The organism is Burkholderia sp. 28_3, from assembly GCF_003253915.1.
In the GTDB taxonomy this organism is placed as follows: Bacteria; Pseudomonadota; Gammaproteobacteria; order Burkholderiales; family Burkholderiaceae; genus Burkholderia; species Burkholderia cenocepacia.
Genome location: NZ_QKZF01000033.1, coordinates 1 through 22,989, shown reverse-complemented (window position 1 = coordinate 22,989; position 22,989 = coordinate 1). Strand labels below are relative to the sequence as shown.

At 66.1% G+C, this 22,989-nt stretch carries 24 protein-coding genes; 10 read left to right on the top strand and 14 right to left on the bottom strand.

Annotated features, from left to right (window positions below):
• Positions 1–169 precede the first annotated feature (169 nt).
• Positions 170–622 carry an SRPBCC family protein gene (locus tag DFS13_RS36325; protein WP_105866353.1) on the top strand — a complete coding sequence of 151 codons (453 nt, stop codon included), beginning with the start codon at positions 170–172 and terminating at the stop codon, positions 620–622.
• A gap of 26 nt (positions 623–648) precedes the next feature.
• On the opposite strand, the gene speD is transcribed toward DFS13_RS36325, so the two are convergent.
• Genes speD through DFS13_RS36305 form a run of 5 tightly spaced genes read right to left on the bottom strand, consistent with a single transcriptional unit; the run spans position 649 to position 4,192 of the window.
• Positions 649–1,068, bottom strand: coding sequence for an adenosylmethionine decarboxylase (speD, locus tag DFS13_RS36320; protein WP_111442780.1), 420 nt, complete (start codon positions 1,066–1,068; stop codon positions 649–651).
• Positions 1,065–1,214 carry a hypothetical protein gene (locus DFS13_RS40490; protein ID WP_006491192.1) on the bottom strand — a complete coding sequence of 50 codons (150 nt, stop codon included), beginning with the start codon at positions 1,212–1,214 and terminating at the stop codon, positions 1,065–1,067. Before DFS13_RS40490 ends, speD begins: the two co-directional genes overlap by 4 nt.
• Complete coding sequence (locus DFS13_RS36315; RefSeq protein ID WP_111442779.1) at positions 1,211–2,728, bottom strand: DUF4178 domain-containing protein; 1,518 nt, start codon at positions 2,726–2,728, stop codon at positions 1,211–1,213. The genes DFS13_RS40490 and DFS13_RS36315 overlap by 4 nt, the downstream gene beginning before the upstream one ends.
• 9 nt (positions 2,729–2,737) lie before the next feature.
• The gene (locus tag DFS13_RS36310; RefSeq protein WP_062910354.1) at positions 2,738–3,778 is read right to left on the bottom strand and encodes an SPFH domain-containing protein; all 1,041 of its coding nucleotides are present in this window, start codon (positions 3,776–3,778) and stop codon (positions 2,738–2,740) included.
• A gap of 27 nt (positions 3,779–3,805) precedes the next feature.
• Positions 3,806–4,192, bottom strand: a complete 387-nt coding sequence (locus tag DFS13_RS36305; RefSeq protein ID WP_006490342.1) for a DUF350 domain-containing protein — start codon at positions 4,190–4,192, stop codon at positions 3,806–3,808.
• A gap of 121 nt (positions 4,193–4,313) precedes the next feature.
• Here DFS13_RS36305 and DFS13_RS36300 point away from each other — a divergent pair, with 121 nt between their 5' ends.
• The 6 genes from DFS13_RS36300 (at position 4,314) to DFS13_RS36275 (ending at position 10,015) form a co-directional block, all read left to right on the top strand.
• Positions 4,314–5,828 (top strand): polyamine aminopropyltransferase, encoded by a 1,515-nt coding sequence (locus tag DFS13_RS36300; RefSeq protein ID WP_060210888.1) that lies wholly within the window; start codon positions 4,314–4,316, stop codon positions 5,826–5,828.
• Complete coding sequence (locus DFS13_RS36295; RefSeq protein ID WP_111442778.1) at positions 5,828–7,450, top strand: NAD(P)/FAD-dependent oxidoreductase; 1,623 nt, start codon at positions 5,828–5,830, stop codon at positions 7,448–7,450. The genes DFS13_RS36300 and DFS13_RS36295 overlap by 1 nt, the downstream gene beginning before the upstream one ends.
• 123 nt (positions 7,451–7,573) lie before the next feature.
• Positions 7,574–8,338, top strand: a complete 765-nt coding sequence (locus DFS13_RS36290) for an N-acetylmuramoyl-L-alanine amidase (protein WP_111442777.1) — start codon at positions 7,574–7,576, stop codon at positions 8,336–8,338.
• Positions 8,339–8,391: 53 nt separating this feature from the next.
• Positions 8,392–8,781, top strand: coding sequence for a lysozyme inhibitor LprI family protein (locus DFS13_RS36285; protein WP_006490376.1), 390 nt, complete (start codon positions 8,392–8,394; stop codon positions 8,779–8,781).
• 65 nt (positions 8,782–8,846) lie between these two features.
• Entirely contained in the window at positions 8,847–9,425 is a 579-nt protein-coding gene (locus DFS13_RS36280; RefSeq protein ID WP_034202095.1) for a hypothetical protein, read from the top strand.
• Between the two features lie 50 nt (positions 9,426–9,475).
• On the top strand, positions 9,476–10,015 hold the full coding sequence (locus DFS13_RS36275) for a GNAT family N-acetyltransferase (protein ID WP_111442776.1): 540 nt from the start codon (positions 9,476–9,478) through the stop codon (positions 10,013–10,015).
• Here DFS13_RS36275 and DFS13_RS36270 read toward each other — a convergent pair.
• On the bottom strand, positions 9,995–10,930 hold the full coding sequence (locus DFS13_RS36270) for a LysR family transcriptional regulator (protein ID WP_048989462.1): 936 nt from the start codon (positions 10,928–10,930) through the stop codon (positions 9,995–9,997). The two genes, DFS13_RS36275 and DFS13_RS36270, sit on opposite strands and share 21 nt — an antisense overlap.
• Before the next feature lie 148 nt (positions 10,931–11,078).
• On the opposite strand from DFS13_RS36270, the gene DFS13_RS36265 reads away from it, so the two are divergent.
• Entirely contained in the window at positions 11,079–12,257 is a 1,179-nt protein-coding gene (locus DFS13_RS36265) for an FAD-dependent oxidoreductase (RefSeq protein ID WP_111442775.1), read from the top strand.
• Between the two features lie 23 nt (positions 12,258–12,280).
• Here the strand turns inward: DFS13_RS36265 and DFS13_RS36260 are convergent, their stop codons facing one another.
• The 5 genes from DFS13_RS36260 to DFS13_RS36240 form a co-directional block, all read right to left on the bottom strand.
• Positions 12,281–13,627: a glutamine synthetase family protein gene (locus DFS13_RS36260; protein WP_006490374.1), complete on the bottom strand. Its 1,347-nt coding sequence runs from the start codon at positions 13,625–13,627 to the stop codon at positions 12,281–12,283.
• A 152-nt stretch (positions 13,628–13,779) separates the two neighbouring features.
• Positions 13,780–14,337, bottom strand: a complete 558-nt coding sequence (locus DFS13_RS36255) for a helix-turn-helix domain-containing protein (protein ID WP_006490367.1) — start codon at positions 14,335–14,337, stop codon at positions 13,780–13,782.
• Between the two features lie 17 nt (positions 14,338–14,354).
• Positions 14,355–15,644 (bottom strand): FAD-binding oxidoreductase, encoded by a 1,290-nt coding sequence (locus DFS13_RS36250; RefSeq protein ID WP_111442774.1) that lies wholly within the window; start codon positions 15,642–15,644, stop codon positions 14,355–14,357.
• Positions 15,645–16,189: 545 nt separating this feature from the next.
• Entirely contained in the window at positions 16,190–18,487 is a 2,298-nt protein-coding gene (locus DFS13_RS36245; RefSeq protein WP_111442773.1) for a molybdopterin cofactor-binding domain-containing protein, read from the bottom strand.
• Complete coding sequence (locus DFS13_RS36240) at positions 18,484–18,951, bottom strand: (2Fe-2S)-binding protein (protein ID WP_048989390.1); 468 nt, start codon at positions 18,949–18,951, stop codon at positions 18,484–18,486. Before DFS13_RS36240 ends, DFS13_RS36245 begins: the two co-directional genes overlap by 4 nt.
• A gap of 618 nt (positions 18,952–19,569) precedes the next feature.
• Here DFS13_RS36240 and DFS13_RS36235 point away from each other — a divergent pair.
• On the top strand, positions 19,570–20,253 hold the full coding sequence (locus DFS13_RS36235; RefSeq protein WP_006490335.1) for a type 1 glutamine amidotransferase domain-containing protein: 684 nt from the start codon (positions 19,570–19,572) through the stop codon (positions 20,251–20,253).
• 36 nt (positions 20,254–20,289) lie between these two features.
• On the opposite strand, the gene DFS13_RS36230 is transcribed toward DFS13_RS36235, so the two are convergent.
• The 3 genes from DFS13_RS36230 to DFS13_RS36220 all read right to left on the bottom strand — a co-directional run bounded on the left by DFS13_RS36230 (position 20,290) and on the right by DFS13_RS36220 (position 22,432).
• Positions 20,290–20,763, bottom strand: a complete 474-nt coding sequence (locus DFS13_RS36230; RefSeq protein ID WP_006490276.1) for a MerR family transcriptional regulator — start codon at positions 20,761–20,763, stop codon at positions 20,290–20,292.
• Entirely contained in the window at positions 20,760–21,668 is a 909-nt protein-coding gene (locus DFS13_RS36225) for an acetoacetate decarboxylase family protein (protein ID WP_006492917.1), read from the bottom strand. Before DFS13_RS36225 ends, DFS13_RS36230 begins: the two co-directional genes overlap by 4 nt.
• A 314-nt stretch (positions 21,669–21,982) precedes the next feature.
• A complete protein-coding gene (locus tag DFS13_RS36220) occupies positions 21,983–22,432 on the bottom strand; it encodes a MerR family transcriptional regulator (RefSeq protein ID WP_012493480.1) in 450 nt (149 codons plus the stop codon).
• 338 nt (positions 22,433–22,770) lie between these two features.
• On the opposite strand from DFS13_RS36220, the gene DFS13_RS41005 reads away from it, so the two are divergent.
• Positions 22,771–22,989, top strand: a 219-nt coding sequence (locus tag DFS13_RS41005; protein WP_258399112.1) for an alpha/beta fold hydrolase, incomplete at its 3' end; no start/stop codon positions are given.

The window sequence follows — 22,989 nt, the reverse complement described above, 5'->3', positions numbered from 1 at the left end:
ACGCTCCGGGTCTGTCCCGAAGGGTTGAGATGAATCCTAGGGGAATTCCCGAGGGACGTCAATCGAGCCGATTCGAGCCTGCGCTCGACTTGACGAAGTCTGACGAAACACGCGTTATTGGCGAGTTACACTCGATTTCATCCCAATCCGCGCCACGGCGCCCGCCCTCATGAGGATCTCCGTCAGCCGGACCGTCGGCGTCGATCGCAGACGCCTGTTCACGTGGTCGCAGGACTACGGGCGGCGGCTCGTCTGGGACAACTTCCTCATCGATGCCTATCTGCTCGACGGCACGACCGCCGACGTCGGCGTCGACGCGTTCTGCCGCAGCCAGTCGGGCGCGACGATGGTGTCGCGCTACATCTCGTACCGTCCGCCGCAGGTCGCCGCCGTCGAAATGGTCGAAGGGCCGAAGGTGCTCGAACGCTTCAGCGGCAGCTGGAACTTCACCGAGCGCACGGCCGGATCGACCGAGGTGAAGTTCACGTACCACTTCCGCGCCCAGCCGTCCTGGCTGCGCTGGCTGCTCGAACCGCTGATCGGCGGGTTCTATCTCGTGCAGACGCGCCGGCGTCTCGATTCGTTCAAGCGCTGGGCCGAAGCCGAAGCGCTGCCGCGCTGACCGGCGTAAGCCGGCTGCGCCATCGGCTATTTGCCAGATTCGCCGAAGCCGGGGAAACGACAGGCGGCCGCCACCCCGCCGCGCGCCACCTGCTGCCGGACCTGCGCGTGCGTGCCGAGCGCCGCGGCGATCGCATCGACCGCGTCGGCGGCACGCGCCGCGCCGCACATGAACGCATCGACGGCCGCGAAGCGATGCTCGGGCCACGTGTGGATCGTGATGTGCGACTCCGCCAGCAGCACGACGCCCGTCACGCCATGCTCGCCGCCGAAATGATGGAAATGCGCGCCGATCACGCGCGCGCCGGCCCGTTGCGCCGCGTCGGTGAGGATTGCTTCGAGCCGCGCGGCGTCGCGCAGCAGCGCCGCATCGATGCCGGCCAGGTCGGCCAGCACGTGCGAGCCGAGCGTCGCGTCCGGCGACACGCTCCCGTCGCGTGCGGTCATTTGTGCGACCCGTACGACGAGTAGCCGCTGCGCGCCGACGAACTGCCCCACCCGCCGCCGCCCGAACCGCTGCCGCCGATCGAAGAACAACTGAACAGCGTGACGACGATCAGGCCGTAGATGCCGTAGAGAATGTACCGGATCACGCGTTGCCCCCGTCCGGCGCAAACCGCTTCCACAGCCATTCCGGCAGCCACAGCACCAGCAGGCCGACCAGCACGTAGACGGAGCGGCCGGTGAACGAGAACAGCGAGCCCATGTTGAAGATCACGAGCAACGCGCTGAACATGAACGGCAGCGGCGCGAAACTGTGCGGCCCCTTTCGGCCGAACAGGCCCATCGATTCGGTGGCGCCGGCGGCCGCCGGCGTGGCCGCCGCGAGCGCGGGCGTGCCGAAGCGCTCGGCGAGCGCGCCGGCCGACAGCGGGCGCGCGCGCGACCAGACGATCTCCGCGTCACTGCGCTCGCGCGTGAGCTTGTCCTTCTGCCAGCCGTAGTCGATGATCGACGTGCGATCGCCCGCCTGCACGCGCCAGTTGAATGCACCGACCACGTAGACGACCTCCGATTCGTATTCCTCGCGCAGCCGGTAGGTCTTGCCGTCGTCGGTCACGTTGCCGGATTCGCCGCCGATCGTCGGCCAATGGTCGAGCACCTGCACCCGTTCCCAGCGCCCGTCGCTCTGCACGAGCCACAGGAAGCCGCGTTTCGGGTTCAGCAACAGGTACTCGTCCCACGTCTCGTCGTCGCCCGGCACGCGGCAGCGCATCATGCCGATCACCGTGTACTTCACGCCGTCGAACGTGCCGATCGCGCCGAGTTCGAGCGCGCCCTTCACCGATTCGAGCTTGCGCCGCGCCGCGAACACGGTCTGCTGCTCCGCCGTGCACTGCACGCCCGCGTGACAACTGCCGCACACAACGTAGTCGGCCACGTTCGGTGCATACGACAGCGGCGCGCCGCAGCTCGGGCACGCGAACGGCACCAGCTCCGCGCCGCGCTTGTCGCGCGTATCGTTTTCGGTGTCGCGCAGCCCGGTGAACGCGAGCGCGTCGAATTCCAGCGCCTCGCCCGCATAGACGGCCGGGATGCCGCCGTTCGGTTCGGCGTCGGAATAGTCGTAGGTCGCGAATGCATTGCCCGTGCGCAGGTCGGCGACGCGCGCCTCCCAGCCGGCATCGACGCGAAACGGCAGCTCGCCGTCGCCGCCCGTGCAGCGCGCGGTGCGCACGTCGGACACCAGAAACGCGCGGCCGCCGTGGTCGATCCGCATGCCCGGTTCGAGCGAGTCGAATGCGGGCCACGCGCGGCCCGACGCATCGTCGGGTTCGCGCACCGTGATCGCGTACTGGCCCGACGCATCCGACAGCCAGCCGAACGCGCCGTCGTCGAACACGACGTACCACTCGCTCCATGCACCGGCGTCGTAGGTCATCTGGATGCGCCCGAGCACCGTGAATGCGCGCTTGTCGTAGCGGCCGGCCGTGCCGATCTGGATCGGCGACGCATCGTCGAGCACCGTGGCCAGTTCGCCGATGCGCTCGACGTCGGCGCCGCGCTTGAGCAGCGTGCTGCGACAGAACGCGCAGACGGCCATTACCGCCGCGGCCGAGCGAAACTCGACCGGCGCGCCGCACTGGGGGCACGAGGTACGGAACATGCGCGACGCTTACCGGGTGAGCTTCGCGAGGATCTCGGCCTTCGCGCGCGAATATTCGTCTTCGGTCACGAGGCCCTTGTCGAACAGCACCTTCAATTGCTCGAGCCGCTGCACGTAATCGGTGCTCTCGGTCGGCGCGGCGGCCACCGGCGCGGCAACGGGCGCGGGCGGTGCGGCCTGTGCCGGTTGCGCGGCGCCCGCGATCTGGCCGGCCATCGCCTGCCCGATCGCCGCGCCCGCGGCGAGCCCCGCGCCGACCCCGGCGATGCCGCCCGGGTTTTGCGCGGCGAGCGGAATCGCCTGCGCGGTCTGGTATTGCGTGGCGCGCGCGAGATCGCCGGCCATCCCGGCACCGATCCGCAGGTCGAGCGCCTTCTGCAGTTCGGCCGGCAGCGACACGCTCTCGACCGCGAACGCGTCGAGCGCCAGCCCGTAGCGCGTGAACACCGGCACCAATGCCTCGGCGACACGCTGCGACAGCAGCGACTGGTTCGCGGCCATGTCGACGAACGGCACGTCGGCCGAGCCGAACGTGGTGCTCATCGCGGTGACGACCAGGTTGCGCAGTTGCTGCTCGAGATCGTCGACCGTGTATGCCGCGCGCGTGCCGCTGACCTCGCGATGGAACGCGGCCGCATCGACGATCCGATACGAGTAGATGCCGAACGCGCGCAGTTGCACGAAGCCGAATTCGCGGTCGCGGATCGTCACCGGCTGCGCGGTGCCCCAGCGCCGGCCCAGCTGCAGCCGCGTGCTGAAAAAGTAGACGTCCGACTTGAAAGGCGACTGAAAGAATTTGTCCCAGTTCTTCAGGTTCGTGAGCACCGGCAGCGTGCGCGTTTCCAGCGTGTAGAGGCCCGGCTGGAACACGTCGGCGACCTTGCCTTCGTTGACGAAGATCGCGACCTGCGTTTCGCGCACGGTCAGCTTGCCGCCGTACTGGATTTCCTGGTCTTCCATCGGATAGCGCCAGGCCAGCACGCCGTCGGTGTCTTCCGTCCATTGCAGGACGTCGATGAACTGCTTGCGGATGAATGAACCCAGACTCATGTCGGTCTCCTCGGAACGCGTGGCGCGTCAGGTCAGGCAGGCGGCATTGATGATGCCGACGACGAGCGACGCGGTGCCCATCAGGCCGCCCATCGCGACGTTGCGATCCTCGATCGCATGATTCATGCCGGGCATCACGCGCGTCAGCACCGCGTAGGCGATCAGTTGCACGATCATCGCGCCGATGGCCCAGATCACGACTTCGCCGAGCGTCGCGTTGTGCGCGATGCTGGACGCGAGCGTCAGGCAGAAACCGATCAGTGCGCCGCCGAACGACAGCGTCGCGGCCGCGTTGCCGTCGCGGATCAGCGCCAGTTCGTCGAACGGGGTGACCTTCAGGTACACTGCCGCGAACACGAGAAGCAGCACGAAGGCCGACAGTAAATGAACCGCATAAAGATAGGCACTATTCATTCTTTTCCTCGGATTTTGTGCTCGGTTCGCTGCCCCGTCGCCGGCCGGCCCGCACGGGGCCGCCAGACGAAAATCCGCGCCAGTATATCCACATTGCCGAACACTGCACAACGGATGCGCGATGCTGCATAAGCGCGCGCTCGTCCTGTCGATTCTCGTGCTCGCGTCCTGCGGGCTCGGCTACGAACTGATCAGCAGCGCGCTGTCGAGCTACCTGCTCGGCGACTCGATCCTGCAGTTCTCGTCGGTGATCGGCTGCTACCTATTCGCGATGGGGATCGGCTCGTGGCTCGCGAAGTTCGTCGAGGACGACGACGTGCTCGACCGCTTCGTCGACATCGAGCTGCTCGTCGGCCTGCTCGGCGGCGTGTCGGCCGCGCTGCTGTTCGTCGTGTTCGCCTGGCTCGCCGCGCCGTTTCGTGCGGCGCTTTACGCACTGGTGCTCGCGCTCGGCCTGCTGATCGGGATGGAGATTCCGCTCGTGATGCGCGCGTTCCAGCAGCGACGCCAGGCGTTCCGCCATACCGTCAGCGAGGTGCTGACCTTCGACTATCTCGGCTCGCTGGCCGTGTCGCTGATCTTCCCGCTCGTGCTCGCGCCGCGTCTCGGCCTGCTGCGCACGAGCTTCCTGTTCGGCCTCCTGAACGCACTCGTCGCACTGTGGACCACGCACCTGTTCCGCGACGAGATCCGCAACGTGCGCGGCAAGCTGATGCGCGCATCGCTCGTGATCGGGCTGCTGGTCGCCGGATTCGCGCTGTCGGACCGCATCACGCATTGGGCCGAGCACGGCGTGTACGGCGACGAGACGATCTATTCGGAAACGACGCCGTACCAGCGCATCGTGCTCACGCAATGGCACGACGACATGCGGCTGTACCTGAACGGCAACCTGCAATTCTCGTCGCGCGACGAGCACCGCTATCACGAAGCGCTGATCCACCCGACGATCGAGGCGCTGCCGTGGGCGAAGCGCGTGCTCGTGCTCGGCGGCGGCGACGGCCTCGCGGTGCGCGAACTGCTCAAGCACCGCAACCTCGAACAAATCACGCTCGTCGATCTCGACCCCGCGATGACGAAGCTGTTCTCGACGTCCGTGCCGCTCGTCAAGCTGAACCAGGGCGCGCTGAAGGACCCGCGCGTGCACGTGATCAACGACGACGCGGTGCGCTGGCTCGAATCGAATGCCGACGTGTACGACGCGATCGTCGTCGATTTCCCCGATCCGACCAACTTCGGGCTCGGCCGCCTGTACTCGGTGCCGGTGTTCCGGCTGCTGGCGCGCCACCTGTCGGAGAACGGCTACACGGTGATCCAGTCGACCTCGCCGTACTTCGCGCCGCACGCGTACTGGACCATCATCGCGACGCTGCACGAAGCCGGGCTCAACACGTGGCCATACCACTGCTACGTGCCGTCGTTCGGCGACTGGGGTTTCGTGATCGCCGGCAAGCGCCGCGACTTCACGGTGCCGACGCATTACTCGGTGCCGACGCGCTGGCTCGATGCGCAAACGGCCGCCGAGATGTTCCACTTCCCGGCCGACATGCCGGCGCTGTCGATGTCGCCGAACGAACTCAACGACCAGCCGCTCGTGCGCCGCTTCGACGACGACTGGAAGCACGTGCTGCGCTGATGGATCGCCGCACGTTCCTCGTCGCATCGGCGGCCGCGTCGCTCGCTGCATGCGGCCGCACCGGCTGGATCGAGACGACGCCGCGCGTCGACTACCCCGGCATGCGCGAAGGCCATGCGCTGCGCGACCATGCCGCGCTGCCCGCGCCGTCCGGCACGATCGACACGGATGTCGCGATTCTCGGCGCCGGCGCGGCCGGGCTGTCGTGCGCATGGCAGCTCGCGCGCGCGGGCCATACGCGCTTCACGGTGCTCGCCGGCCCCGAATTCGGCGGCAACGCGGCCGGCGGGCGTTTCGGCGCGCTCGGCTATCCGAAGGGCGCGCACTACCTGCCGCTGCCGTCGCTCGAATCCGCGCATCTGCGCGACATGCTCGCCGATCTCGGCGTGATCGAATCTGCGCCGTTCTCCGCGCGCCCCGCGTACGACGAGCGTGCACTCGTCCACGCACCGGATGAACGCCTGTTCATCGATGGACAGTGGCAGGACGGCATCGTGCCGGCCACCGGCCTCGACGCCGACGCGCTCGCGCAGCAGGCGCGCTTCTTCGCGTACACGGACGGGCTGCGCACCGCGCGCGGCGCCGACGGCCGCAAGGTGTTCTGCATCCCGATCGCGGAATCGTCGCGCGACCCGCGCTGGCGCGCACTCGACCGGCGCTCGTTTCGCCAGTGGCTGCACGACGAGGGTTACACCGCGAAGGCGCTGCACTGGTATCTGAACTACTGCTGCCGCGACGATTACGGCGCCGGCTACGAGCATGTCTCCGCCTGGGCCGGCCTGCACTATTTCTCGTCGCGCGGCGGCCATGCGGGCGATGCGAGCGACGGCGCGGTGCTGACCTGGCCCGACGGGCTGCACACGATGGTGACGAAGCTGAACGAGTCGATCGCCGCGCGCACCGGCTCGAACACGTGGTCGCGCGATGGCTTCGCGGTACGCGCGACCGAACGCGCGGGCGGCGTCGACGTGCTGTGCGCACGCGTCGGTCACGACGGCACGCTGTCGACGTTCACGCTGAAGGCGCGCCGTGTCGTATGTGCGATGCCGCTGTTCGTCGCGGCGCGCGTATTCCCGCAACTGCTTGCCGCGTATGGCTTCGAGCCCGCGCGCGACTTGCCGCCGCGCGCGCCGTGGCTCGTGTCCAACTTCCTGCTCGACGGCATGCCGGCCGAGGAAGCGGGCGTGCCGCTCGCGTGGGACAACGTCGTCTACGACGGCGCCGGGCTCGGCTACGTCGTGTCGACGCACCAGTTGATCCGGATGTCGCCGCCGACGCGCTCGGTGTTCTCCGCCTATCAGGCATTGAGCACGCAAACGCCGGACGATACGCGCCGCTGGCTCGCGCAGGCGAAGCCCGACGCATTGCGCGAGCAGGCGGCGATCGACCTGCAGGCCGTGTACGGACGCGAGCTGTGGAAGCATGCGACCGCGCTCGAGATCACCGTCCGCGGCCACGCGATGGCCACGCCCGACGTCGGCTTCCTGAGCCGGCCGGGGCTGCTCGCGCTGCGTGATGCCGACGGCCCCGTCGTGTTCGCGCATGCCGACCTGTCCGGACTGTCGCTGTTCGAGGAAGCGTCGTACTGGGGCATGCTGGCGGCACATCGCGTGCTCGCCTGACAACCGTCGCGCGTCATTGCGGCGTCGCCGCCACCCGCTATAATCGCGCGACATTCCGACTGCATTGAGCAGGCCGACGGCGGCGCGCCGTTCGACGCGCCGTCCGCCCTCTCGACAACAACAATGACGAACCGAACCTTCCGACGCCTTCGCCCGCTCGTGCGCGCCGCCGCGCGCGTGCTCGCGTGCGCCCCGCTGCTCGGCGCGCCGCTGGCGCTGCACGCGGCCGACACCGCCGCCACGACCGTTACCGAGCCCGCGTCCGGCCGCTACATCGTCGTCGACACCGGCCATACGCCCGCGCATCCGGGCTCCACCGGCGCCAGCGGCCGCGTCGAATATCTGTACAACCTCGACCTGTCCGGCGCCGTCGCCGACAAACTCGCCGCGCACGGCGACCGCGTGCTGCGCACGTCGGCGGACGGTCGCGAGATCGCGCTCAATCAGCGCTCGACGCAGGCGCCCGACGCGAACCTGTTCGTGTCGATCCATCACGACTCGATGCAGCAGCAGTTCATCGACGCGGGCCGGCAGCGCGAATTCCGCGGCTTCTCGGTGTTCGTGTCGGAGCGCAATCCGCACTATGCGGAGAGCCTGCGTTGTGCGAAGGCGATCGCCGAGCGGCTGGTCGCGGCCGGCGAACGGCCGTCGCTGTATCACGCGCAGCCGATCCGCGGCGAGAATCGTCCGCTGATCGACCCGCAACTCGGCATCCACCGCTTCGACGATCTCGTCGTGCTGCGCACCGCGCCGATTCCGGCCGTGCTCGTCGAAGCCGGCGTGATCGTCAATCCGGACGAAGAAGCGCGGCTCGCGCGCCGCGAGACGATCCAGCGCCTGTCCGCCGCGATCGCGGGCGGCATCGACGCGTGCACGACGCCGCAATAACGACGGTCTCGCCCGTCGCGTTCAACGGTTTTCACCCAGTCAGGAGCATCACCATGAAGAAAAAGAATCTGCTCGCAGCCTGCGCGTTGCTCGCGCTCGCCGTTCCGTTCGCCGCGCACGCGGCCGGCTGCGGAAAGCCGCGCAGCGCGTTCGACCAGGTCTATTGCACGAGCACGCAGTTCTCGCAGTCCGACCGCGATCTCAACGACGAATACGGCCGGTTGCGCAAGCAACTGAGCGGCGACCAGCAGGCGACGCTGAAGGCCGGCCAGCTCGCGTGGCTGAAGCAACGCGATGCGCAGTGCAGCGAAACGCGCGGCAGCAGCTACCTCGTCGACATCCAGTGCGCGAACGACATGACGCAATCGCGACTGTCGTTCCTGCGCGAGCGTGAGCGCGAATGCTCGAGCACCGGCTGCGTGACGTCGAAGCTCGGCGAATAAGGTCGCCACGCGTGCCGTGCCGCGAAGCACGTCGCGGCACGGCACGCTGCTCGAAAGGAACGACGATGCGGCATCAATTCGCCGAAGTCCTCAACGATCTGATCGACTACTTTCTCGTCGGCGATCTTCTGCTGCTGAAACGCTACAAGGACGAACACGGGCTGCCGGACGACGTCGCATCGGCGTTCACGACCGGCGACAGCGGCGACCACGCGGTGCTCGAAGGCATCGTCATTCCGCTGGCCGGCATCGAGAATCATCCATATACGGTCATCTTCACGCTGGACGACGGCACGCCCGAACTGTTGAAGACAGGCAGCCGCCTGCAGCATCGACGCGGCGGGTACGTATTGCGCGTCGCGCATCGTGCGGTGATGCTCTACACGTGGCGCATTCTCGAACGTTTCACCGACGACACGGTGAATGCGCTGCTTGCGCGCTATCGCGAACCAGGCAGGCCCGTCATTGAAATCGACAACGGCTGGTACGACGTCGAGATCCTCGGCGGAGAAATCGCACGCGACGGCTGGTTCGAACCCGCGTTCGAGTTCGTGCTGAAGAAAACCGACGCACCGGGCAACGCATCACACGTGGACATCCACTACCGTTTCGCCATCGACGCCAGCCTGGATCCGGCGACGTGAATCCGGCAGGCGGCAGCGCGGCAACCGGCAACCGGCCGCACGGAGGGCGCATGGCATCGAATACGACGACGATCGACATCCGCGCGGCCACCGCCGCCGATGCACCGACCATCGCCGGCATCCACGTCGCGTCGTGGCAAGCGACCTACACGGACATCATGCCGGCCCCGTTCCTCGCCGGCCTGTCGGTCGAAAAGCGCACGGCCGCGTGGCGCGCGGTACTCGACGCGGGCCGGCCATGCGTCGCGCTCGCGTTCGCGAACCACGCACCGACCGGCTGGATCGCGTACGGCCCGACGCGCGACGCCGACAAGGACCGGGCGTGGGGCGAAATCGAAGCGATCTATCTGCATCCTGCGCATTGCGGGCAAGGGATCGGTGCGCGGCTGGTCGACCATGCATGCCGGGCGCTGCACGACGCGGGTCATGCATGGGTGTCGCTGTGGGTGCTGGTCAAAAACCGTCGGGCAAGAGCATTCTACGAACGCGAAGGTTTCGTCGCCGAAGACGACATCAAGACCTTCGAGATCGACGGTACGCCGATCGAGGAAGTGCGCTACTGGCGCGCCCTACCGAAGCGGTCGCGATGACGGCAGCGCCTCCTCCGTCGCCAATCGTTCCTGCATCAGCTGCAGCAGCGCGCGAATCTTCGCGTTGACCGAATTCCGGCTCGCGTAAGCGGCATGCAGCTGCAGCGGCGCCGGCGCCATCTCCAGCGGCACGCGCACCAGCCGCCCTTCGGCAAGCTCCACCGCGCACGCGCGTTCGACCAGAATCGCGAAGCCGATCCCGTTCACCGCCGCGAGGCCCGCCATCTCGCCGCTATTGACGCGATACCGGCTCGCCACCGGAATCTTGTGAATCCGTCCGTCGCGATCGGCGAACTGCCACGGCTGCCCTTTCAGCGTGCTCAACGTCGTGATGCACGGCAACTGCCGAAGCTGCTCCGTCAGGCCGGGCATCCCGACCCGCGCGACCAGTGACGGCGCGGCCACGACGACGCTCGGCAAACTCGCGAGCGGCCTGACGACGAACGCACTGTCGTCCAGCTTGCCGCGATTGACGATGATCGACAGGTCGATATCGTCGCGCAGCGTCGACATGCCCGCGAGGCTGGTGTCGCAGTCGATCTCGACACGCGGATGGCGGCTCGCGAATTCCGCGACGATCGGCCCCAGCATGCGCGGCCCGATTTCGCCCGGGACGCAAAGCTTCAACACGCCGCGCAATTCCGTTTGCTGCGACGTCAGCTCGCATTCGGCCTGCGTCAGCGCGTCGAGCATCGGCCGTGCACGCTCGTGCAGCAACCGCCCGGCCTCGGTCATCCGCAGGTGCCGCGTGCTGCGCTCGAGCAAACGTACGCCGAGCCGCGACTCCAGTTGCGCCACATGACGGCTCACGTTGGAACCCGGCAGCGCGAGCATGCGTGAGGCGCCGGCAAAGCTGCCTTCATCGACGACCGTCACGAACACACGCACCGCATTCAGATCCAGCTTGCTACGCATCATTATCCCGTTTTAGGTATCAAAGCCTGCCGATTTCGATGGCTTATCCCGCCAGAGACCATAATTTACGATGCTCATCCCGTCAATGCGACGCCCGGGCACGCACCCGCGGCCAGCGAGCGTTCGCACGACACAGGCAAGGAGCGTCATGAACATTGCAATCCTGGGCGCCGGCGTGGCCGGCATGAGCACCGCACTCGCGCTCGCCGGGCGCGGCCACGAGATCCGGCTGTACGAACGCAGGCCGGCGGAATCGACGATGGGCGCAGGCGTGGTGCTGTGGCCGAATGCCGGCTTCGTCCTCACCCAGCTCGGCCTGCTGCCGGACATCGTCGAGGCCGGCGGCCGCCTGCATGCGATGCGGCGCATCGACCGGCACGGCACCCTGCTCAAGGCCACCGAGATCGGCGCGCTCGACCGCCGCATGGGCTTCCCGACGGTGTCGATCCTGCGGCGCGACCTGCAGGCCGTGCTGACCCGGCACCTCGCCGCGCGCGGCATCGAGGTCCGCTTCGGCCACGGCGCAACGGCCATCGATACCGGCGCGGACGGTCGCGCCGTCGTTCGCTTCGACAACGGCACGACGATCGCCCCCGATCTCGTGATCGGCGCGGACGGCCGCATGAACTCCGTCGCGCGACGTCATGTGGTCGGCGACAACACCCCCGTCTATCAGGGCTTCGTCAACTGGATCGGCGTCGCGCAAAGCAATGCGCCGCTGGTCGACGAAGTGTCGATATTCGATTACTGGGGCACGCGCGAACGCTTCGGCATCGTCGCGCTGGACCGGCATCGCGTGTACTGGGCGGCGGCATGGCCGGAAGCCGACAGGTGCGATACGGCGGAAGACGATCCGCGCGGGATGCTGGAACGGCGCTTCGCGCCGTGGCCGGAGCCCGTCACGGACGTGATACGTGCGACGCCAGCGGACACGCTCACGAAGATCCGCGTGCACGATCTGGACCCGGTCGACGCATGGCACCGCGGCAACGTACTGCTGATCGGCGACGCCGCGCACGCGCCGCTCCCGACCTCCGGACAAGGCGCCTGCCAGGCGCTCGAAGATGCGTGGCATCTTGCCCGGTGCCTCGACGAATACGATTCAGCCAACGGCGGCGATCTCGATGCGGCGCTTGCGGCGTTCACGCTGCGGCGCAGCGGGAAAACCGCCGCGATCACCGAGCGTGCGCGTGAATTCGCGCACCTGTTATTCAGCGACGACGTAAGCGACAGCGCTCGACAACAGATCGATCCGGTCGCCGAAATCGAAGCGCTGACGAACGCGTGGGGCGCGCACCTGCCGATGGAACAGGCGCGCGGACGATAAGCCGTGCGGACGGCGGCATCGGCTCACAGAAACCACCGATACTCCCGCGCGCCGATCTCGTTGCGGAAATCCAGCTCCTCCTGCCGCTTGTTCTCGCAATACACCATCACGAACTCGCTGCCGAGCCCGTCGCGCACGGCCGGATGATCCTGCATCGCGGCGACCGACGACAGCATCTCCTTCGGAAAATCGATCCCGCTGCCGCGATCCTCGTTGAGTGGCGCGATCGGTTCGAGGCGCGCATCGAGCCCGTGCTCCATCCCGCTGAGAATCGCCGCGAGCACCAGGTACGGGTTCGCATCCGCACTCGCGAGCCGGTGCTCGATCCGCAGGTTGCGGGCGTCCGACTCGGGAATGCGGATGCACGCGTCGCGATCCTCGAAACCCCAGCTCGCGCGGCTCGCCGCGTTGACCATCGACCCGTAGCGGCGGAACGCATTGTGATTCGGCGCGAACACGGGCATGCAATGCGGCAGCAGCGCGAGGCAGCCGGCCACCGCGTGACGCAACGGCCGCTGCCCGTCCGCCGCAAGCAGGTTGCGCCCCGCGTCGTCATACAGGCTCACGTGCACGTGCATGCCGCTGCCCGGCGCATGCAAATACGGCTTGCCCATGAAGCTCGCGCGATAGCCATGCCGCAACGCGACACCGCGCGTGCTGCGACAGAACAGCGCCGACCAGTCGGCCGCGCGCAGCGCGTCGTCGGTATGCCCGAAATTGATCTCGAACTGGCCGGGCCCGAGCTCCGCGGTGATCACCGTCGCATCGACGCCCTGCTCGCACGCGGCTTCGACCATCTCGTGCAGCACGTCGGAGAAACGCGACAGGCGCTCGATATGCATGTTCGGCTGATCGTCGCGGTCGTCGCTCAGGCGGTCGCGCGGATACTGCGGCATCCCGTCCGCGAGCTGCGCGGCGAACAGGTAGAACTCGAGCTCGAATGCGACGACCGGCCGGATGCCGCGCGCCGCGAAGCGCCGCAGCACGCGTGCGAGCACCTCGCGCGGCTCGAATTCGATCGGGGAATCGGTGCCATCGGAACTGATCAGCATCTGCGCGAGCGGTTGCCGCTCCCAGCGCACGGGCTTCAGCGTGCCGGGGATCAGGCGGCGCGGCGCATCGGGATCGCCGTCGTTGAAGCAGTAGTCGCCGATCTTGTAGAGGCCGCCCTGCGTGCCGAGCAGCACGCAGTTCTGCGGCAGCTTCAGCAGCGAGCCCGATGCGACTTTCTCGAGCGCATCGATCGGATAGCGCTTGCCGTAGAAGTGCCCGGGCAGGTCGAGGCAGATCAGGTCGACATAACGGATCTCGGGGTGCGCCTGCCGGAATGCGCGGACTTCACTGACCAGCGCGGGAACGACGTCAGCCATGTCTCATCCTTTCCATGTCTTGTATGGCGGTGCCGCGGCGCGGCGATCCGGATTCATGCGACGCACGGGGCAACACATGCCGCATGTCGATCAGTACTGCAAACAGGCTGCGCGGCGGGGCCGCCTCCAACACCGCCCGCCCCGCTGACTACTCAGGTGAATACCCAGATCACGCGCGTCGGCGCGTCGGTCAGGTTCGCGTAGCGGAAGCGCTTGTGCGCGGGCAGCTGGAACGCATCGTTCGGGCCGAGCGTGACCGGCGTGTCGTCGCCGTCGATCCAGATCGTCAGTTCTCCTTCGAGCACGAAGCCGCCCTGCTCGTCGCTGTCGTCGACCGGCCGCTCGCCGCTGCTCGCGCCCGGCCCGAGATGGCTTTCGAGGATCGAGAAACGCGACCGCATGTTCGGCGACACGAGGATGTCGGTAATGCCGGCCGCGTAATACACGGTGCGGCGTTCGTCGGGCCGCGTGACCCACGGCACGCTGCGCGGCTTGCTCAGGCTGTAGAAATAGGTGGTCGGCACGCCGAGCGCCTCGCCGATCGCGGTGAGATCCGCGACCGTCGGACGCGACAGCCCGCGCTCGACCTGCGACAGAAAGCCGACCGAGCGGCCGATCCGTTCGGCGAGATCGTTCAGCGTGACCTTGCGATGCTTGCGCAGGTCGCGGATCAGGATCGCCAGACTTTCTATCTCTTCCTGTTCGTTCATGATGGATTCCGGTGCAATCAAACGGTATCGCGCAAACGGTACCAGGCCTTGCCGATCGCCTCGAGCGGCGCGGCCAGCCGGCCGCCGCCGGGAAAGCGCGGGTTGCGGATGCGCTGGTACTGCGCGAGCAGACGGGTGTCGCCGAGCACGGCGTCGGCCACCGCGCGCGCCCCGGCGAGCGTCGGCAGCACGCCGTGCCCCGAAAAACCCTGCAGCCAGAAGCGCTGCCCGTGGCGGCCGATGTCCGGCGTGCGGCGCATGCTGATGTCGATGTGACCGCCCCACGCGTAGTCGAGCGGCACGCCGGCCAGGTGCGGAAACACGCGTTCGAGGTGCGGGCGCGTCGCCGCCGCGATATCGGCCGGCATGCCGCCGAGATACGTGCAGCCGCCGCCGAACAGCAGCCGGTTGTCGGGGCTCAGGCGGAAGTAGTCGGGCACGAACTGGTTGTCGATCACGCAACTGTTGCGCGGCAGCAGCGCACGCGCGACGTCGGGTGCGAGCGGCGCCGTTGCGACCTGATACGTGCCGACCGGCAGCAGCCGGCGCGCGAGATCGCGGTCGAGCCGGTCGACGTACGCATTGCAGGCGAGCACCAGCACGTCCGCGCGCACTTCGCCACGCGTCGTGCGGGCGACGTGGCCGCCGGCCGTCTCGCGGCAGTCGAGCACGCGACTCTGTTCGAAGATGCGGCCGCCCGCGCGCTCGATCGTCTGCGCGAGGCCGAGCGCGAGCTTCAGCGGGTTCAGGTGGCCGGCCTCCGGATCGTGAAGCGCGGCCAGATAGCGCGTGCCGCCGATCCATTCAGGCATCTCGCCGCGCCCGATCACGCGCAACCGATCGTAGCCCCAGCGCTCGGCCGCCTCGTCGCGCGCCTGCGCCAGCATCGCGACGCGCCGCGGCCGCACCGCGGCCCACAGGCTGCCGGGCCGGTAGTCGATGTCGAACCCGTGCCGCGCCGGCAGTTCGCGCACCTCGGCCGCCGCCCAGCGCATGCTGTTCCACAGCAGCCGCGCGCCGTCGCGGCCGAGCGCATCCTCGAGGGGCTGCATGTCGCACGACCAGCCGAGCAGCGCCTGTCCGCCGTTGCGGCCCGATGCGGCCCACGCGACGCGGCTCGCTTCCAGCATGACGACGCGCTTGCCGGCAAGCGCGAGCCGCAGCGCCGTATGCAGCCCGCTGAAACCCGCGCCAACGACCAGCACGTCGGCGTCGACGCGTTCGTCCAGCACCGGCCGATGCGGGATCGGCGCCGGGTAGGTGCCGGCGTAGTAGCTTGCGACGTGACGGTCGGACTGCACGAACATGCGGACTCCCGTGAAAATTACGCCGAGAAATTTCATGAAAAACTAGCATGACAATTTCACGAGAGCAAGCGTGAGACCGACGGTCTATCAGTCCGGCCCGACTGTCGAGATGCGTCCAACTTGGAATTTTTTCGTTCAAGTTGAAACCGACCCTAGCCTGGGTCCACAAGACTGTCCCGTTTGGAAGTGGAAAATTCCGGCATGACGTTGTCATCGAGACCAGGAGAGCATGCCGGCACGCCGGCATGGGCGCTGCAACCTAGGAGACCAGGTCGTGGCAGGTGTGAAGAAAGACGCGACATCTTCATCACCGATAAGATGCAACAGTTGCTTTGCTCTCGACAGCCCGACGTAACGCAGTTGCGATTCCCCGTGGGTCCGTTAATGCCGCGAGCTTCGTGTGTAGCGTCCTAGGCCTTCAATCAGCGGCGAACCACGTTGAAAACTCACTCAGACACCCGTGGTTAGCAGACTGCTTCGGCAAGCTCGACGTTCTTCGAGCTTGCCCAAAACCTCCACAGTGCCTTGCCTCGCGAATTTCTGACCTACACCATCGGCAACTGCCGCACCGACTTGCCGGTGAGTTGCGCGACGGCGTGCGCCACGGCTGGCGCGACCGGAGGCACGGCAATTTCACCGACCCCGGTCGGTTCGGCCGTGCTCGGCACGACGTGGATTTCGATCGCTGGCGCCTCCGCCATCTTCAAGACCGGATAGTCGGGGAAGTTGGATTGAATGACCCGTCCGTCCTTGATCTGAATCTGGCCGTACAACGCAGCGCTCAGCCCGAAGATGATCCCGCCTTCCATCTGCTGCGCGACGATGCCGGGGTTGACCACCGTTCCACAGTCCGCCACGCAGACGACGCGATGCACACGTGGCTTGCCATCCTTGAGCGACACCTCCACCACCTGTGCCACCACGGAGCCGAATGCGTTGTGCAGCGCCAGCCCGCGCGCACGCGGTGCGCCATCGGCGGCGGGCGCGAGCGGCTGGCCCCAGCCTGCCGTCTGCGCCGCGATGTCGAGCACCTTCCGCTCACGCGGATGCGCTTTGAGCAAGTCTCGCCGCATCGCCAGCGGATCGAGCTTGGCAGCGGCAGCCACATCGTTCAGGAAACCTTCGAGGAAGAACCCCGTGTACGAGTGGCCGACGCTGCGCCAGAACCCGATGGGTACCGGTAAGTCGACCACCAGATGCGCAATGTGTTCGTGCTCGATCTCATACGGTTGGTCGAACAAACCTTCGGCCGTATAGCGGTCAATGTCGAGCGACGGCGCACCGAACAGGCGCTCCAACTCGCCGGCCAGGATCGACTGGCCCGCACTGCGCGAGGCGATGGCCGTCACCCTGCCGTTCTCGACGCGAGCCTTCAGCCGTGCGATGGCCTGGGGGCGGTAGAAGTCGTGCTTGATGTCATCTTCGCGCGACCAGATCACCTGCACCGGGCGGCCTGCCGTCCTGGCGGCGATCGTCACCGCCTGCCCGACAAAGTCCGACTCCAACCGTCGCCCGAAGCCGCCTCCGATGAGCGGGATCTCGATGTGTACCTGGTCGCGGCTCACGCCTGCCGCGCGGGCTGCGACCAGTTGGGCCAGCGTGGCGACCTGCGTGGGTGCCCAAAGCTGCACTCGATTCTTGGTCACCTGCGCCGTGCAGTTGATAGGCTCCATCGTGGCATGCGCAAGATACGGCGCACTGTATTCGGCCTCGACAATGGTCGCACCCTGTGCATTCTCAAAGGCCTTCAGCCCATCACCCGTCGAACGGTAGGTGAAGCTCCCCTTGTCGCTGTTCAGCGCGCCGACGAGTTGTTGATGGATGTCAGCCGAATCCAGGGTGGCATGTGGGCCATTGTCCCACTCGGGTTCGAGTGCCCCAAGGGCTTGGCGTGCCTGCCAGTAATGGTCTGCCACCACGGCGACGCCCGGAGCGCCGCCCGTCGAGCCGTCGAACGGCACGACATACCGCACGCCGGGCATCACAAGGGCCGCTTTCGAGTTGAAGGTCTTGAGCTTGCCGCCCAATACCGGGCACATAACGACAGCGGCATACAGCATGCCGGGCGGCCTCACGTCGATGGCGAAGCGCGCGCTGCCATCGGTCTTGGCGGCGATGTCGTTGCGCGGCGCAGGCTTGCCCACCAGTTGATATTGCGAAGCGGGCTTGAGCGTGACATTGGACGGCGGAGCAATCTCGCGTGCCTTCTGCGCGACCGCGCTGAAAGGCATCTGCTTTCCGCCCGGCCCGATGAGTTGCCCTTCCCGCACCGTCACCAGCGTCGACTGCACGCCCCATTCGCGCGCGGCTGCCTCCACCAGCGTGGCGCGCGCGGTTGCGGCGGCCTCGCGCACGGGTTGCCACCCGTCGACCATGCTGCTGCTGCCGCCGGTGATGATGAGACCGATTTCGCGCGCGCTCTTGGCCATAATCCAATGCAGTGCGCGCGCCCAGAGCTTGTCCGCGTCGTCCGGATGCAGCGGCAGCGAGCTGTCGCCCATTGCGACGACATTACCGTAGATGCGTTCGATCGGCGATGACTCGATGCTCACCCGCGTCAGCGGAATATCCAGTTCCTCCGCGGCCAACATCGACAGCCCAGTGTGGATTCCCTGCCCCATCTCGACACGCGGCATGGCCAGGATCGCATTGCCTTCCGAGGTGATCTTGATCCAGCCATTCAGGGCAATCTGACCGGACGTTTCGGGAAACACCGCGGGATCACCGAGCCGGCTGCGTGGAGGCATCACGCCCCAGCCCACCACCAGCGCACCGCCAAGGCCAACCGCCCCCAGCAGAAATCGGCGCCGCCCAGGGCGTGCAATCCTGGTGTCGGCGCTCATGCGTGGCCGTCCCGCAGCACTTTCGCCGCACGCTTGATCGCTATGCGCACGCGCGGATAGGTCCCGCAACGGCACAGGTTGGTGATCGCCGTGTCGATATCGGCGTCACTCGGATCGGGCTGTCTCGTCAACAGATCTGCCGCCGCCATCAGCATGCCGGACTGGCAATAGCCGCACTGAGGTACCTGTTCGTCGACCCACGCCTGCTGTAACGCATGGCGTTTCTCCGGCGATTCCGCCAACCCTTCGATCGTGGTGATACGCTTGCCGGCGACCGCTGCCACGGGCAGGACACAAGATCGTACCGCCGTACCATCCAGATGCACGGTACACGCGCCGCAGGCAGCGACGCCGCAGCCGAATTTCGTGCCCGTCAGGTTCAGGTGGTCACGCAGCACCCACAGCAACGGGGTAGCCGGGTCGCAGTCGACGTTGACCCGTTGGTGGTTGACGTCAAGATCCATGTATCGCTTCCTTGCCTCGTATCACAATGGCCCAGCCTACTACCCGCACCTTAAGGTCAAACCAAACTTTAATGTCAAGCGCCCGGACGCAAATAACTTTTGGCTGGTCGCACGGTGACCGGCCAGAATACGCAATCCACAAGGACGCCAGCCGAGCAGACTGCGGCTCCTGATAACGGCAGACCCAGGCGGGCACCGCGTACTCCGGAAGGCGACTGTTGCCGTCCAGTGCCCGTCCATCGACCGCATTGCAGTTTGCACCGACGCTATCTGAATCGCACTTCCGCGTCGGCGCCTACGCATGATCGCCTTCATCGGTGCGTTCATGATGAACGACCTGGCGTGACGTCGGGAACGAAGCTCCCTGGACTCCTCAGCTCGCCCTCGACCGATAACGTGCACATGAGAGTCACGTGCTTGCATCGATACCGCCGAATGATGTGGTCAGCGCGAAGCACTGCTCAGCCGAAGGAACGCAAAAAAGCTTGACCATAGACTTAACTTGAAGGTTATGGTTTGCCATGGCATGCGCTACGAGCCCATGGTCACGCTTGTGGCATCAGGCAAAGGGCGACATGTTCGCGGCTATCGCCTGTGACCGATGAAGGGAGACTCACCATGACCAAACGCATACTTCACGTTGTCAGCAACGTCGCCAACTACGCGGATCAATCCGAGCCGACCGGCCTGTGGTTGTCGGAACTGACCCATGCGTGGCACGTCTTCGCCGAACACGGGTACGACCAGCGCCTCGTCAGCCCCAGGGGTGGCGAGTCCCCGCTGGAACCTCGCTCGCTGAAATGGCCGCTCGCCGATGCCTCGGTAAAGGAGTGGCTGAACGACAAGGACCGCCAGAAGCTTTTGGCGACGACGGCAAGCCCCGATCAGATCGATCCGGCGGATTTCGATGCGATCTATTTCACGGGCGGGCACGCCGTCATGTGGGACTTTCCCGACGATGCCGGACTTCAACGGCTCACGCGAGACATCTACGAGCGCGGCGGTATCGTGTCGTCCGTATGCCATGGCTACTGCGGCTTGCTGAATACGAGACTCGCCAACGGCACACTGCTCGTCGCCGGCCGCCGCCTCACCGGCTACTCGTGGGTGGAGGAGGTGCTTGCGGGCGTCGCGAAGAAAGTGCCCTACAACGCCGAGGAAGAGATGGTGAGGCGCGGCGCACTTTACGAAAAAGCGTTGCTGCCGTTCACGTCGAAAGTCGTTACAGATGGCCGCTTGGTAACAGGGCAGAATCCCCAATCGGCAAAAGCAACGGCCGAGCAGGTCGCGGCTCTCCTGTAACGGCAGGCAGCCCGGGACGCCAGCGGACATCCTCGCCTAGCCTTTTCCGGACGGTCGGCGGCGTCCGGCCTTGCCGGCGCCCTTCGTTCGGGCCGCACCGTCCAGTTCCCTCGACTGCATCTGCGACAACAGGCGCGTTGCATTGGCGCTGCAATCGATCTCGTCGGGCTTGGCCTCGATCTCGGCCATCAACGACACGAGATGCACCTTGTTCTGCGCCAGCTTCACCTGCATGGTCTCGATATCCCGCACCTTATGACGGAGCGCCTCGAGCAGCGCACCGCGCTGCCACTGCACGAGGTCGGGCGGCAACAACATGCGGATCTCGTCCAGGCTGAAGCCGGCCTTTTGTGCTGCCGTGACCAGACCGAGCACGACCACAGCGTCCGGCGAATAGATCCGATAGCCGTTGGGTTGCCGCTCGACGGCCGTCAACAGGCCGATGCGTTCATAGAAGCGGATGCGCGACGGCGTCAGGCCAGTACGCTCCGCCAGATCCCCTATCTTCATGTCTTGGGTGCGAAAGTGCCCAGACGGGTGGGCATGTTCAGGACCAGTTGCGCGTCCTTGACGACGTCCATACGAAGCACGGTGGACGCTCCGAGTCCGTCAAGCAGCTGACTCAACGGCCCGCCGTGCCGCGACAGTTCGACGTCGCGCGGAAAGAGTCGCTGCACGAACGACAGCATGTTGGTCTGCACCAGTGTCTGGTGCCACTCGCCGTCGATCCGGTTGATCATGGTTGCCGTCGCCATATGCGACTGCGACGGAACATTGCGCAACTCGGGAAGCGGCGCACGCAAGGTCAGGTCCGGCTTGCCGCCGGGACCGGCGATGCTGGCTTTTACGTCGGCGCCGATGTGCACGCCGATTTCCGTGCGCCATTTTGGCAACTGATATCCATACAGTCCGCGCACCCGCGCGATTTCCGTGGTCACCGGCAGCGCAAGAACATGCGCGTGGAAGCTGCGGCGTCGCATGGAAGCGAGCAGTTCCGGCGCATGGGGCCCCCGCGCCCCCGGCCGGCGGATCACCACCGCTACGGAAACTTCGTCGTAGGGGTCGTTATCGCAAACGGAATACGAGAAGAAGGTCAACGCCACGAGTCCATGGCCCGGATAGGCGCGCAGTGGCTCGAGAGGCGTCGGCAACATTGCACGCAATCGATCGGCAGGCGCCAGGAACAGCAGCTGAACGTTACTTGAGCGGTAGTAGAAGTTCGGCGCCCACGTCGGACCAACCGTGGATGTGACGAGCCGCTTCGGGATCCTGCGAAAAAAATCGATGTTTCCTGCGGCAGGGTCTCTCGCCACCTCATCGAGATCCGGGTTCATCCGGTAACGGTCATAGTAGCCGCCGGCAGGCACCTCGACCTTGTGCTCGCCAAACTCGACCTGAATGAACCGCTTATCCATATTCGTTGACCTTTCTCGGTGATTGAACCGGCAGGCGAGCCTGAAGAGGCATACCGATTAACAGCCGGCAACAATCACTCTAAGATTGAATATGACTTTAAGGTCAAGTACTTCGCAACGAATCGGAATGAATCGATACGCGTGGTCTACGCCGCAGCCGCTGGCTTATGCGAATCCCGAACCGAACGGACGACGGGGACCTCCGGCTGCGGCGTTTGGTCAGTCACTGACGGATCCGGAACGGATATCCCAGTCGGCGCGCTGGAAGGCAAGCGCGCTCGCCGCACGGCGCGCTTGCTCGGCAGGTGTGGGGATCAGCCGGTGGTGGAACCGTCGGGCTTGCCTAAATCAGGCGTAATTCCTGCTTCGCGGAGACGGTCCAGCACGCGCTTCTTGTTGTCGACACATTCAATTCCGTCCGGCCTGTCCTCGATACTCGCGATCGCGACGACAAGTTGGGCCCGGGTATGGTCGAGACGCTTGCGGATGCCATCGATCTCCTCCACCTTCTGCTTGAGTGCATCGAGCAATGCGCGATGATCCCATGCGCCCGGGCCGACCGGTAGCAGTTGTCGAATCTGCTCGAGCGTAAACCCCGCCTGCTGCGCGATCGAGATCAACCCCAGGAGAATTTCCGCCTCCGGGGGATACTCCCGATAGCCATTCGCTTGGCGCTCCACCACCCTGATCAATCCCTCTGCCTCGTAGAAACGAATACGTGAGGCCGTCAGACCACTGCGCTTCGCCAACTCTCCGATTTTCACGCCACACCCCAAAAAACTATTGACATTAACGTTGACTTTAATCCTAAAGTTGACCGGCGACTACATGGTGAAGCCCGACTGACTCGGGGGCAAGCGACCGCCTCGCGGCCTACCGAGTATTTCGAATTGTCTCAACAAACGGAGCGCATTGTCTCACCCAGGCCGCAAATGGTGACGTCGGCCTGCGCGTCGCCGGCAGAGTGACCGGATCCCAGCGCCATCGTCACGTTGCCGTTTCGTCAGTCACCGTCACAAAAGGAGTCGCCCGCTACCGAGCAGCAACGATCGCCGTACACGTCACTGGTTGTCAACTTGAATATCGAAAAGGAGTGCTGATCATGGGATACGTCACAACAAAGGATGGCGTTCAGATCTTCTACAAGGACTGGGGTCCGCGCGACGCGCAGGTCATCTTCTTCCATCACGGTTGGCCGCTCAGCGCGGACGACTGGGATGCCCAGATGATCTCGTACCGACTGTCAACGCATGTTCGCGGCTTCGGAGCAGGGCTCTACGCCGGTTCGGGCATAGGCTGGTTGCGGCGAGACTGGCGGACC